Raw genomic sequence first — 13,394 nt, forward strand, 5'->3', positions numbered from 1 at the left:
GATGGTTATCTTCTGGGTCGCAGTATTAGCAATGAGCATCCTGCTTTACGTCTTGTTGGACGGCTTTGATCTCGGCGTCGGCATCCTGTTCGGCACCACCTCCGGCGAAGAGAAACGGCGCCCCATGGTGAGCGCGGTCGCCCCAATCTGGGACGGCAACGAAACCTGGCTTGTGAGCGCCGGCGTGGTGTTGTGGGGAGCTTTCCCTCTTGCGTACGCGACGCTGATCTCGGCCTTCTATTTGCCGGTCTTGCTCATGTTGGCGGGACTAATTCTTCGTGGCGTCGCGTTCGAGTTTCGCTCCAAGGCATTGCGGATGCGGTGGGTCTGGGACGCGGGATTCGCAGGTGGATCCTTGGTCGCGGCATTCATGCAGGGCCTGATGGTGGGCGCGCTCGTCGAGGGCCTTCCGATGGCAGGCGCACGCTACACCGGCGGCGAGTTCGGCTGGCTCAGTCCGTTTTCGGTGCTGTGCGGCATCGGCCTTTGTCTTGGTTATTCGCTGCTCGGCGCTTGCTGGCTGGTCAGGAAGTGCGAGGCCGAAGTCCGCGATGCGGCTTATCGGCTCATTCCCTATCTCTCTGTAGCGCTGCTCGCTTTCCTGATTATCGTGTTCAGCTACGCATTGGCGCAGGACCTTCCGGTTATGACGCGATGGCTCGACCGGCCTTCCCTGTTTGTCTTTCCAGTGGCCGCCGCACTGGCTGCGGTCACGCTCGCTGCAAGCGTCCGTTTTCGCCAGGATGCATTGCCGTTTCCGATGGTCGCCCTCATCTTCGTGGCGGCCTTCTGCACGCTCGCGATTTCGTTCTGGCCCTACATGATTCCGTTCGCCATCACCATCGATGACGCCGCCGCCCCTCACTCGAGTCTCGCTTTCATGTTCTGGGGAGCAGGCCTGTTCGTCTTTCCGCTGATGCTGCTCTACACGGCAATCAACTACTTCGTATTTCGCGGCAAGATCAGCTCGACAGCCGAGCATTACTAAAGCGAGAGCTGGCCCATGCTCAAAGAGCTCGGCGCGGGTTCGGCGGCGACCGGCACTGGGGAGTTGATCAGCCTCGCCATGGCGCGACGGCATGGACTTGGCGGCTGCGCGAAGCGGCCAAGACGCCCTGTTCAACACAATGGCCTGGTGGTGGTCTCGCAGCCCGATCTCGCCAATTTTCAGAAGCCATTCGCGACGGACACGGATCCTGGCGCGACCTTTGTTGAAGCGATCCGAGATGGCATCCGGGAGGACTGAGTGCCGATCGCGCCGCATGACATCATCAAGGCCTGGAGCATCGTCGGCTTGGCCACCGCTGGTGTCATCATCAGGCCGTTTCGCGTGCCGGAGGCGATCTGGGCGGTGGCCGGGGCCTCCGCGCTGGTGCGGTTTGGCATTCTGCCGTGGAGTGACGCGGTCGCCGGTATGCGCAAGGGCTTTGATATCTATCTGTTCCTCATCGGCATGATGCTGATTGCTGAACTGGCCCGGCTCGACGGTTTATTCGACTATCTCGCCGCGCTTGCGGTCGAGCATGCCCATGGCTCACCACAGCGGCTATTCCTGCTGATCTATCTGGTCGGCACTCTCGTCACCGTTTTTCTCTCCAACGACGCCACCGCCATCGTGCTGACGCCCGCCGTGTACGCCGCTACCCGAGCGGCCGGTGCCAAGCCCTTGCCCTATCTTTTCATCTGCGCCTAGATCGCGAACGCGGCGAGCTTCGTGTTGCCGATCTCCAATCCCGCCAATCTCGTTGTGCTCGGCGCTCGTACGCCCCACCTATCCGAGTGGCTGCATCTCTTTGCAATCCCCTCGGTGGCCTCCATCGTGCTTACTTATGTTGGGCTCCGGTTGACCCAGCATCGTGCACTAAAGGAGCAAAGCATCAGAAGAAGTGTATCCCAACCGAAATTGAGCCGCAGCGGCCTATTCACGGTCTATGGGGTCGGCATCACAGGGCTGCTGCTGGTCGGCGCCTGCGTGCTTGGTCTTCAATTGGGGGCGCTGACCTTGGTTTGCGGGACGCTCACTACGGCCGCCGTGCTTCTGCTCAGCCGTCGGTCTCCCTGGCCTGTCCTGAGAGGAATTTCCTGGAGCGTGATGCCACTGGTTGCGGGTCTGTTTGTCATGGTAGAGGCGCTGGTGCGAACCGGCGCGATCGGAAATCTCCGGGAAGTGCTGCACCTTGCGATCTCTCAATCCACAGCCAATGCAGCCAGGAGTGCGGGGATTGCGACAGCGATCGCCGACAATATCGCTAACAATTTGCCCGTTGGCCTTGTTGCGGGTTCGGTGGCCACAAGCGATCACCTGCCCCGCACAGGTTATCGGCGCGATCCTGATCGGCGTCGATCTCGGGCCGAACCTGTCGCTGACGGGCTCGCTGGCAACCGTCCTGTGGCTCGTGGCATTGCGTCGCGACAAGATCGAGATAGGCGCCTGGCCGTTCCTTCGGCTTGGACTACTGGTGATGCCGCCGGCACTGATTGTAACCTTGGCGGCTGTTATCTTGTAAATCGGGAATGCCAGGATGCCGTGTCAGACGAGAGATTCACGATTTTGCGCTGAGCGGACTTGTTGCAATCCGCGATTCTAAAACCCACAAAATCGAGCACTCATCGCACAGAGCGCAGCCTCCTCGATCGCGCTGGATGAGGTCGCAACGAGGCACCGTCAGTTCCGTGCGCTGATTATTGGTCGATCCAGATTATTAAACTGAAATTTAGTGTTTCTCCAGTCGCGGTTGCCTAACTCACCAGGTGAGTATCGAAATCAATTCGGGACGCCATGAGTACTTCTGCTGCAATCCACATCGTCAGCCCCGCACAATTCGATCAGGGAACGGCGCAGACGCCGGGATGCGAACGTCGCGCCGCGATCGCACCAGAGCTCGGTATCGCATCAGCCATCTGGGGCGGACTGTTCGAGGTGAGCCCGGGATCGCGGACCGGTGTTCATCATCACGGAGAGCAAGAGACGATTGCCTATGTTCTCTCGGGGGTTTGCGAGATCCGCTGGGGCGAGAAGGGCGAATCGATCGCCCAGGCGAGGGCCGGCGACTTCATTCATGTGCCCGCCTTCCTGCCGCACATGGAGATCAATCCTTCGAAACAGGAGCCGTTTCGATGGGTTGTCGTCCGCAGCACCGCGACGCCCCTCGTCATCAACCTCCCTGACGACATCTGGCCAAGACTGCGGGTGCGCTCATGATCGAGACAGGAGCAGCACACATCGGGCGCCGCCCGATTTTGGTTGCCATGATCGCAATTGCTCTGACCGCCTTCCTGGCGATCGGCCTTGTGAGTTCGCGCAGCATCGCTGCCGAGCCTGAAGCGCCGTCGCCTGCTGCCATCGGATATCTGCCGAGCATCGGCGACCTGATGATCGAGACGATCCAACCGCGGCACGAGCGACTTTGGCGAGCCGAACAGGAGGGAAACTGGGATTTTGCAGCCTACGAACTTCGAGCGCTCCGCGGCGCATTCGATCGACTCGGGCGATCCCATCCAACTGACCAGCAAATCTCTCTTCCGCAGATGATTTCCTCCGTCACGGAACAGCCATTCAAGGAGCTCAACAGTGCGATCCAAGCCAAGAACGGCACGGCATTCGCCAAGGCTTACGCCGATCTGACCGACGCTTGCAATTCGTGCCATCAAGCTCTCAACCACGGTGTTGTCGAAATCCGCGTACCGACGAGGACGTCTCCGTCGGATCTAAATGCCACCGATTGAAGCTCTGGCTGCGTACCGAAAAGACATGCTTAGCCGTTCTGATAGAGTGGCACGCTTGCTACACGGCCAACCTCCACCATGGCCATCGCGATCGCACCATCCTGCTAAGAAGAAAGGAAATTCGTATGCGTCTAGCTCTTCTCTCAACCTCTGAGCTCACTCCCGAACAGAAAACGCTCTACCGCGACATGCGGAGCGGGATCGAATCGAAATTCAAGGGTTTTGAGGCCATCATGCTTACCGTCGCGGGTGGGCTGCACGTGGCCGCTATACGTCTGGGGGTCGAGGTAGGCGGGATCGTCGTCGTCGCGTTCGATCCAATGATCGCAACCGACCTCGCGACCGAGCTCGTCCTTTAATCCGAACGAGGTCGAGTGCCTCGGGCCGATCTCAATGTCCTCAAGTATCAAAGCACCCTCCAGTCGCGAAGCCCCCGAGCCCTGCGTCCACTCTCTTGATCGACCAGAATGGCGCATCTTCATCGGGGGCTTCTTTTAACCGTCACGGCCTTCTCGAGGCCGATGGTGAAATCTGGCCATGAAACGGTCGGCCGGGAAAGCGCGGAGTGACCGACGGCATCGAAAATGCGGGGAAAAGTCCCGGACGGGAAGCTAACTCGCGTAGGCTCTCGTCAGGGTTTATATCGCTAGGCATTTCAACTTCCTTCCCGTAAGCTGGCACGACCGTTTGCCCGGTCGCGGTTCTTCCCGTTCCAACCGTTCACTGGGGTCGTGCGTTTCTGCTACTCCCTCACGCTCGCGAGCGCGCCATCTTCGTCGCTCGACGGAATCCGCCCTCGGGGCGTCTCCCCGGAGCTGGCGGTCGAGGCCATCGAAGATGCGCTGGGATCGATCGGCGACTCTTGCCCTGAGTGTCCTCCCATAGATGGCCGAACGCCACTCAGGCCGCGGGACTACACCCAATCCAGCGAATGATCCCGGGTGTCATGTAGACCAGCGCGCCGCGTGAGGCGCCTGTCGCCCGCAGATACTGCTGAATCTGTTCGGCATGGAGCCGCATGTCCGTCTCGGATGGATCGAAGTCGCTCTTCCAGTCGATGACGACGTCGGCACGTTCCCCGTCGTAAGCGATGGCATCGATGCGCCCCGCGAGCCCGATCGCCTCCGGCCGATCCGGAAGCACAGAGTAGATCGGCCATTCGGGGACGAGCCGCATGCGCAGGGCGGCGACCTCCGGTAGGTGCAAAGCGCGCAACGCGGTCGCGGTGATCTCGTCAGCGTTTGGAAGCACTCCGTCTTCCGCTGCGTCAAGGGGCAGTTGCCCAATAAGCTCTCGGGCGCGAGCGGCGAGCCCGCCGGCGTCCTCGGCGAGTTCGCCGGTCAGCACCTCCTCCATCAGCTTGTGCAAGAGAAGCCCGCGGACACGACCAGCCCCGACGGGCGCCTCGATTTCGGGTGCGTCGCCCCCTTCGAGCGCGATCGCCTCGCTCGTTGAGATGCGGTCCACATCGTGATCGCTCGGTCGGACCCAGGTGAGCGGGACGGCCGCAGCGTCAATGCTGGCACGCTCGGCGGCAAACAGCTCAGCGGTTTGGCGATTGGGCGGTTCCGCAATGATCTGCACAGGCCTCGGCGTCATGCGCGAAACGTCCAGCCGCGGCAGCACATCATGCGCCATATCGACGATGCGCGCCCAGGATTTCTGCTCAGCTTCTGGCAGCTCCGGAACGACAAGGAGCTCGCGGGCTCGCGTGCAGGCGACATACCAGAGCCGTTCGCGCTCGCGCATCAGGCTTTCGTGGTCAGTCTCGAGCGCAGCGATGAGTTCCGGAGGCACCACGTCGCCAATTACCCAGTGCAGAGTGTCGTCGCCGGCACGGTGCACGAAAGGCTCTCGAGAACGCAGCAAGGTCGCGGTGTTGATCGGGATCACCACCGGCCATTCGAGACCCTTGGCGCTATGGACGGTCATAAGTTCGATTGCGTCGCCCTCGGCGTCGATGCGGCCTTCGTCGTAGGCCTCGCCGACGCGCCAGTCGCGGCTGATGTCGCGGACGAAGCGCTTCAGACCTTTGACGTCATACGGTCTCGCTCGTTCGAGCACGGCCTCGATGTTGGCGGCAGCTCGAGCGCTGCGGTCGCCTTCGCGCGCGCTCAGGATGGGCCGTATGGCCAAACGCTCGGCGGCCTCGGCGAGCAGCAGCGCCGGTGTGGTCACCCGCGCGCGGCGGTGCAGGTCCTTCAAGATCGACAGGACACGTCGCGCCGTCGGATGGATGACGTGATCGGCCTCGGCCATTAGCGAGAAGCGCGGAATCGCATGGGGACGATCCTCATGCGGCGGCAACGCCGCGGTGATGTCGAGCAATTGCTCTTCCGTCAGGCCGACAAGAGGACCGCGCATCAAGGCGCCGAATGCCAATGTATCGCCCGCGTCAGCAAGCACTCGCGCCAGCGCGACGAAGTCTTGCACCTCTTGACGGCGAAAAAGTCCCTTGCCCGCCTGCGAGGCGATTGGAAGTCCGCGCGTTTCGAGCGCGCGCTCATAGCGCCACAACTCGGCACCTGTCGGAGCTAACAGCGCAATCCCGCCGGGTGAAAGCGGCGCCACGTCGCCATTATCGTCGCGGATGTTTAGGTTACCGATCAGGCGCGCGCAAAGGTCGGCGACGGCTTCGGCCTCGGCGTCGCGGATCTGCGCCGGCCGGGAGTCCGGCGGCACGTCGATCCTGATCTTGGCGGCGCAGGGCAGATTGTGATCCGGTTGGTCAATGGTCGGGGCCAGCGCCACATAGCCAGGTTGCCCTCTTCCGGAGAGCGGCGTGGCGAAACAACGATTGGTATGGGTCAGGATCTCGGGCCGCGATCGGAAGTTGGCAGTAATCTGCACGATATTCTCCGGCCAGCGCCGTGAGATGGCGGCACGTGCTTCGCCGTAGGACGCGACGTCAGCACCGCGGAAGCGGTAGATGGACTGCTTGGGATCGCCAACCATGAACAGCGCACCGGCGCGCAACGCACTGTCCTGCCAGCGCGCCGGCCGGTCGTCGGCGGCGATCATGAACAGAATTTCTGCCTGGGTCGGATCGGTGTCCTGGAATTCGTCCACGAAGATGTAGCGATAGCGGCGCCCGAGCTCGCGACGAAGGGCGTCATGTTCGCAAACGAGCCTGCGCGCTCGCTCCAAGAGATCGTCAAAGTCAAGGACAGCCGCAGCGCGCTTGAATGCCGCATAGTCGGCCAGCACCTCGTCAAGCTCGTCGGCAAGCTTGGCCACCAACGCACCAGCAATGCGGCCAAGGATCACCCGATAACAGCGAGCAACACGCGCGAAATGGACGCCGGCCTCCTCGTTGAGCTGCGCCCCCCGATCTTTGCCGGCGGCCTTCTCCCAGGCGGTCTTCGTCTTCGGCGTCAAGAGTTCGAAGGTGCGCCGCCGCATGCACGGCAGGCGCCCGGGATGGGCCAACCGCCACAGGGTCTCAAAGGAGGGCGGCGTTTCGAAGCTACCGGCGAAATGGCGCGCAAGCGTCTCGAGCTGTCCCATGAGATCGAGGGTTTTGGGCTCGACCGGCTGCGCCGAGAGCCATCGCCGGAAATCAGCGACGGCCTCGGCCAGCTCCATATCGGGCCGGCCGCTCAGATCGGCGGCTGGCGTCCGTGCGCCACGATGCTCCAGACTGAAACGTGCGAGTGCTCGCAAAGTGGCGACCACGTGACGGGGATCAAACTGCGACAAAGCGGCGACGGGATCGTCCGCCCGCGCCGATCCGTTCAGCCGTCGCTTGAACCATTGTTCGAAGACGCTGTTGAAAGCGGCCTCTGCCTGCGTCGCATCCAGAATCCGCGCGCCCGGATCGATGTCGGCTTCTACTGCGTAGCTGCAGATGATGGTCTTGCAGAAGGCGTGGATAGTAGCCGTGCTCAGCTCATCGAGCTTATCCGCGGCCGCCGACAAGGCACGGCGCTGGGCCTCGTTCAATCCGTCCGATAGGGCGCCCTGCAGGGGCTTGGGCACGCGTCCCGCGAGGAGTTCGTCAACGTAGTGATGGACCCGCGCGGCAAGCGCGCTGGCGGCAAGCTCGGTAAACGTTATTGCGGCGATCGATCCCGGCTCGGCGCCATGAGCCAGTAACATCGTCAACCGTGCCGCCATCAAGGCGGTTTTGCCGGTGCCGGCGGCGGCTTCAACCAGGAGCGTTGCGCCCAGTTCGGTGACGGCTCGCAGGCGTGCAGGGTTGTCGGCGAGCAGCGTCAACTTGCTCTCCATATGCGGGCGAAATCGCCGAATGCGCGAGCCAGCGCCGCCTGCTTGATTTGGAAGTAGGTCGCCGGAGCTGCCGGCAGCGCGAGCCGGAAGTCGTTCCAATCCTCTCGAGCATCCGGACCAGGCAAGCTGAAGCCGCCACGTAGAAGATCAATACCTGCGGAGACGTGCTCGCTGACATCGGCGATGGCCTGGTCTACGTCTTGCAGCCGATATGGCCTCGGCTGGTCGTCTCCGAGATACACCAATCGCGCGATGACCCGCGGATTGTCCGGCACGATTTGGCGTGCCGCCAGCGCATAGAGCACGCGCTGCAACTCAGCCCCGCCTGCAAGAACGATCTCGTTCGCCTTCGGCGGTTCGGCGCCGGTTTTGTAGTCGGAGACGCGCGCGGCGTTCCTGGAGGGATTGAAATCGACACGATCGATGCTGCCGCGCACACGTACATTGGCGCGGGGAACGACTACCTGCGCTGTGGGCGGCCAGAGGAGGTCAACGGAAGCACCTGCACCGTCTTCCTCGCGACCGAAGGCCAGCTCGGTCCAGCTGCGCGTCCCCGACTGAAACGTCTCGTCCAGCGTCAGGGCCTTAAGGGCGAGCTCGCGCGCCGCTAGAAGCGTATGTCGCCACAACAGCAAGGGCGGCACTGAGCGTTCCAGCGGCCATTTGATACTGATCGCGCCCACAGCCGCGTCGAGCGCAGCCTCGAGCTCATGAAGAGCGGCGCGCTCATAGCCCGGATGGGGTTCGACTGGCGTCAGGTCACCCGGCCGGGCTGCCACGGCACCTATTCGTCGGACGCGATCGCCTAGGGTCTCCCTGCCGAAAATCGAACGGCGACGCGCGGCGAAGACGCTGAGTTACCGTGCGCTTGGATACTGCTTTTCGCTTGGACGGTCGGCGACTGCGCGACCGGGATCGCTGCTTTGGTCGTCGTTGCGTTTGTGCAGGTTTCCGAGCCAAAGGATCGGTCCCCGCAGCTTTTCGCCGCGTTTTCCGGACCGAATGCCAAACCGCTCAACAAAGCTCCTGAACGCATTCACGAGGGCGACCAGCTTGCCCCGGATGATCCGAATGCTTCTGGCGAGCCATCGGCTCGACGGTGTCCTGAGTGAAGAGCGGCTCATAGCGCATTCCTGGCGTCATAGAATGAAAAACCACGAGCGCCGCATTATTCCGCTGTCGAAGAAGATTTAGGCGGCAGGGCTTCGGAGTGCAGGTAATTTTCGCGTCACTCGTGGTGTTTCGAGCTACCGTTCCCCCTCGCTTCGGATCAGGATCGCCCGCGTGGCCGATGAGATCGTCTTTCCACCCGAGACCATTTCGACTTGCAGTCCATACTCCCCTGGTCGCTGCGCGGACTTCCCTCCGGCATAGGCAATGTAGTTGGCCTTCCGTCTCTCGAGAGGCTTTGTTTCGACGTTCATGAGGGTTTTCCCGTCGGGGTCGACAATGCGCATTCTGAAAACACTGTCGGCTTCGACGTTGATCGCCCAGACCCAGGCGATTACAGGTTGCGAAGCCTTGGGGGCGACCGGCTCCCCATCGCGAACCAGGCTCGACAGTTCGGGCGGAGCGTTGGTGAGCCCGACCAGCAGAATCGCTGAAGCCGAACGGGACAGCGCATCCCGGACGGCCGGCTCGAACAGGCTTCCCGCAATTTCTCCGCAGGCTTCCCGACCCGTTCCGAGCGGCCGACCCGTCAGGGGTTCGATCGGCTTGCCATCCCGTCGGACCGACAGGTGCACATGCGGAAACTCGGCCAATCCCGATGCCCCGACCGACCCCAGGCGCTCACCTTTCTTCACGTGCACTCCGGGCCTCACGACGATGCTGCCTTCCTTGAGGTGGCAGTATTGCGAGGCCAGTCCCCCGGAATGCTCCACAAAAACGCCGTTACCGCACTCCTTTCCCGCAGTATCTTTGTCCTGCGCCATGCGGTCTGGGATGCCGTCCCTCACGCGCGCGACCGTTCCGTCGTCAATTGCGATCACGGGCGTTTGGCGGTCGAGGTCCTTGAGCGTGCGGATGCGAATGTCCCAGCCGTCGTGCCCCTGGTACGTGGCGTTGCCGCAGAGCGGATCCAACGCCTGATCGCTTGGATCGACGTCGGGCATCTGCTGCACGAAGCAGTCCACGCCCAAGCGGCAGTCGACAGGCAGGCCTAGATCGGGCGACGAATGGTCGGCTGCGCGCGCCTGCGAGCTTGCGCCTGACAAAATCATGATCGCAAGCAACGCCGGCGCCAGCCGGTTTCGGCCACGCGCCGCGCAGGCGGAATTGATGTTGAACATTTTCGCGGCAGGGAACAGGCGTTTTACTCCTCCCGGAAGGATTTCATCATCTGATCGGTGAACGGCTTTATCAGGTACGAAAGCGCGGTCCTATCGCCGGTGGTGAGAAAAACCTCGACCGGCATTCCGGGCACGATTGGCTTGCCCGCCACTTGCCTTTGGCCACCCGCGATCGCGATGGTGCTGAGATAGTACGTCTGGCCGCTGGCCTGGTCCAGGCTGGCCGCCGCTCCGATCGTTTCGACCGTACCGGCCACCTCCGGCGTAGTCCGCTGGTTGAAGGAGGAGAACCTTAGGCGTGCCGGCTGTCCGGTCGCGGCCTGGTCGATGTCGGTCGGAGACAGTTTCGCTTCGACGACCAGGTCGGCGTTTTCGGGGACGATGGACATAAGCGTTTCCTTGGGGGAGATCACGCCGTTGACAGAATTGACCGCGAGCTCGTTGACGGTGCCGGAGATCGGCGAGCGGATCACCATGCGCGACAGGCGGTCCAGCGACGCCACGATCCGTTCCTGAAGCTCCGCAAGTTTGCCATCCACCTCGCGCAGGTCGCGCTGGCCGTCGGTGCGCGCCTGCTGATCGAATTCGATGATCTTGATCCGCGACTCGCTGATCTGTCCTTTCACTCGCGCGATGTTGGCGTCGATCTCGCCCTTGAGGCCGTCGATCTTGACGAGATCGCGCTCCATGGTGCGGATCTTGCCGATTTCTATAAAACCCTTGTTGTAGAGCGGCGTCAGACGCTCGAGATCTTCCCTGACCATCTTGCGCTCGCTGGCGTTGGCCTCCTGTTGTGCCGTCAGCCCACGGACCTGCTCCTCGAATTGCGCGATCTGCAGCGACAACTGATCGCGCCTGGCCTCACGTACCGCCAAGTTCTCGTTGAAGAGCCGGATCTCGCCCCGCGCGATCTCCGCCGTGAACGGGTCGTGCTCGAACCGGGAATCGAACCTGATGGCCGTGGCCCCGTCGCGCTCGGCCACATGCCGCGCCCTGCGGCCCTCGAGCTCCGCGCGCTGCCCCTTGAGCACGCCGAGTTCCGCCTTGGTCTGGGTCTCGTCGAGCCTGACGAGGACGTCGCCCGCCTTTACGGCGTCGCCGTTGGCGACCAGGATCTCGCCGACGATGCCACCGTCGCGGTGCTGGATCAGCTTGACCTGCTTCCTGACCGTGACCTTGCCTTGCGCGATCACGGCGCCGGTCAGCTCGGCGTGTACCGCCCAGCCGCCGCAACCGCCGATCAGGACGATGGCCAGAAAGGCCGCCATCGCCACGCGCGAGCGGATGCCGAACGACTGGTCCGCAGCGCGTGCGGCCCTTTCCGTGGGATTTTGGTTCATCGCTCGAGCTCCGTTGTTGGAACCGGCACGCTGCCGTTTCGCGTTCAGTGGTGCGCGTTCGTTTGCTGGGAAGGCGTGAAGACAAAATTGCTCTCTTCGAGATCGAGATTGCCATCCAGAACGATCTCGAAATCGTGCTCCGCGTCTCCGTCGAGGTGGCCGGAGACGATGGTGATCTCCTGGTCGGAGACGATTTCATGGCGGAAGCCGACGGCGCCCACCTCGTCGAACCTCGCCTGGTCGGCGCCGGCGAAGAACAGTTTTTTGCCGGAGAAATCGTCGAGTTCCTGTCCGACTCTGGACAGGTCGAGCCTGTCGCCGACACTGAAGTCCACGATGTGATCGCGCGGCCCGCCATCGTTCTTCAGAGAAGCCAGGTCTTGGAAGACGAACGTGTCATTGCCGTCGCCGCCCTCCATGATGTTCACATGGGCATCGGCAACCAGGCGGTCGCGACCGTGGCCGCCCTGGACATTCTCGATCTCGAAAATCTGCGCGGTCTGCCCGTCGCAGATTTCGACGATGCCGTCGGGCAGGTCTACGTTCTCGTCGAACACGATTTGGGAGAGATCCAGAGTGTCTTCGCCGTCCCCGCCGTGAATGACGTCGTGGCCAGCCTCGACGCCGAGAACGATCACGTCGTCCCCACAGCCGGCGTCGATGCAGTCGTTGCCGGCGCCACCCGCCAGCACGTCGTTGCCGGCGCCCCCGTCGAGATGGTCGTCGCCGGCGCCGCCCTGCAGGGAGTCGTCGCCTGCGCCGCCCGAGAGCACGTCGTCGCCGGTCCCGCCATCCAAGTCATCGTTGCCTAGCCCGCCCACGATGTGGTCGTCGCCGGCGTCTCCGCGTAGGGTGTCATTCCCGGCACCGCCGTCGATACGGTCGTTCCCTTCCCCGCCGTGGACCGTGTCGTCGCCGGCCCCGCCGACGATGCAATCGTTGCCCGCGCCGCCGAGCAGCACGTCGTTGCCGGCGCCGCCGTCGATATGGTCGTCGCCTTGCTCGCCCTCGATCCTGTCGTTCCCCACGTCGCCCTGGAGGGTGTCGTTTCCGGCGCCGCCCAGGATCGTGTCGTCGCCCTGCCCGCCGGACGCAAAGTCGTCGCCTTCGCCGCCCAGAATGAGATCATTCCCGTCCTCGCCGTAGAGGGTATCGTTGCCGGCTTCGCCGAACAGCGTGTCGCTCCCCGCCCCCCCGAAGATGACGTCGTTGCCCGGGCCTCCGAACAGGGTGTCGTCGCCTTCGCCGCCCACCAGTCGGTCGTTGCCCTCGCCCCCGTAGATCGTGTCGGCGCTTTCGCGACCGTAGACGATGTCATTGCCGGCGCCGGCATCGATCACGTCGACCAAGGGCGTTCCGATCAGGAAGTCGTCGCCCTCGGTGCCGTGGACCTCTTCGTCGGGTGCGGCATGCAGATTCGCGTGCGCCGCTTGGACGATGGAGGCGGTGCCGTCGGAGATGCGGTAGCTGAATTGGACCGGACCCACTTCGTCGTGCTCGGGCGTGTAGAGCCAACGGTCCGCTCCCCAGGCCTGTAGCGACCCGTGGTCGACCTGAAGGGCCTGCACCGAAAGCCGGTCGCCGTCCGGATCGCTGGCGCCGTTCAGCAGTTGGGCGAGCGAGATGATGAAGGCTTCATTGACGAGCCCACTGCCGAGATCGACCGCCCCTGCGCTCACCGGGGCATGGTTGACCCGCTTCGGCGGATCGGCGGGCGGGTCCTTGCTCGTCGGCGGCGGCTTTTTGGGCTCGTCGACGTGGGGCCTGGTGTGGTCGTCGGAAGACCCTCCCCCACCGCGTCCATTCT

10 protein-coding genes and 1 pseudogene are annotated in these 13,394 nt (G+C 63.0%); 6 read left to right on the forward strand and 5 right to left on the reverse strand.

Going from position 1 to position 13,394, the window contains the following annotated elements:
- Nucleotide 1: 1 nt before the first annotated feature.
- The 6 genes and pseudogenes from cydB (at nucleotide 2) to IVA74_RS19945 (ending at nucleotide 4,085) form a co-directional block, all read left to right on the forward strand.
- On the forward strand, nucleotides 2-988 hold the full coding sequence (gene cydB, locus IVA74_RS19920; protein WP_247347432.1) for a cytochrome d ubiquinol oxidase subunit II: 987 nt from the start codon (nucleotides 2-4) through the stop codon (nucleotides 986-988).
- A 15-nt stretch (nucleotides 989-1,003) separates the two neighbouring features.
- A complete protein-coding gene (locus tag IVA74_RS19925) occupies nucleotides 1,004-1,246 on the forward strand; it encodes a malic enzyme-like NAD(P)-binding protein (protein ID WP_247347434.1) in 243 nt (80 codons plus the stop codon).
- Between the two features lie 6 nt (nucleotides 1,247-1,252).
- Nucleotides 1,253-2,507: pseudogene (locus tag IVA74_RS19930) on the forward strand (arsenic transporter).
- 272 nt (nucleotides 2,508-2,779) lie between these two features.
- Entirely contained in the window at nucleotides 2,780-3,202 is a 423-nt protein-coding gene (locus IVA74_RS19935; protein WP_247347436.1) for a cupin domain-containing protein, read from the forward strand.
- Nucleotides 3,199-3,726 carry a cytochrome family protein gene (locus IVA74_RS19940; protein WP_247347438.1) on the forward strand — a complete coding sequence of 176 codons (528 nt, stop codon included), beginning with the start codon at nucleotides 3,199-3,201 and terminating at the stop codon, nucleotides 3,724-3,726. The genes IVA74_RS19935 and IVA74_RS19940 overlap by 4 nt, the downstream gene beginning before the upstream one ends.
- Before the next feature lie 125 nt (nucleotides 3,727-3,851).
- Complete coding sequence (locus IVA74_RS19945; protein ID WP_247347440.1) at nucleotides 3,852-4,085, forward strand: hypothetical protein; 234 nt, start codon at nucleotides 3,852-3,854, stop codon at nucleotides 4,083-4,085.
- Between the two features lie 541 nt (nucleotides 4,086-4,626).
- Here IVA74_RS19945 and IVA74_RS19955 read toward each other — a convergent pair.
- The 5 genes from IVA74_RS19955 to IVA74_RS19975 form a co-directional block, all read right to left on the reverse strand.
- Nucleotides 4,627-7,944: a UvrD-helicase domain-containing protein gene (locus IVA74_RS19955; RefSeq protein WP_247347442.1), complete on the reverse strand. Its 3,318-nt coding sequence runs from the start codon at nucleotides 7,942-7,944 to the stop codon at nucleotides 4,627-4,629.
- The gene (locus IVA74_RS19960; protein WP_247347444.1) at nucleotides 7,941-8,735 is read right to left on the reverse strand and encodes a PD-(D/E)XK nuclease family protein; all 795 of its coding nucleotides are present in this window, start codon (nucleotides 8,733-8,735) and stop codon (nucleotides 7,941-7,943) included. Before IVA74_RS19960 ends, IVA74_RS19955 begins: the two co-directional genes overlap by 4 nt.
- A gap of 468 nt (nucleotides 8,736-9,203) precedes the next feature.
- Nucleotides 9,204-10,247 (reverse strand): M23 family metallopeptidase, encoded by a 1,044-nt coding sequence (locus IVA74_RS19965; protein ID WP_247347446.1) that lies wholly within the window; start codon nucleotides 10,245-10,247, stop codon nucleotides 9,204-9,206.
- Nucleotides 10,248-10,270: 23 nt separating this feature from the next.
- Nucleotides 10,271-11,587, reverse strand: coding sequence for an HlyD family type I secretion periplasmic adaptor subunit (locus IVA74_RS19970; RefSeq protein WP_247347448.1), 1,317 nt, complete (start codon nucleotides 11,585-11,587; stop codon nucleotides 10,271-10,273).
- Between the two features lie 44 nt (nucleotides 11,588-11,631).
- The coding region (locus IVA74_RS19975; protein WP_247347461.1) for a cadherin-like domain-containing protein at nucleotides 11,632-13,394 on the reverse strand (1,763 nt) is incomplete at its 5' end.

Origin of the sequence: Bradyrhizobium sp. 132, from assembly GCF_023074185.1 — a bacterium.
Lineage (GTDB): Bacteria > Pseudomonadota > Alphaproteobacteria > Rhizobiales > Xanthobacteraceae > Bradyrhizobium.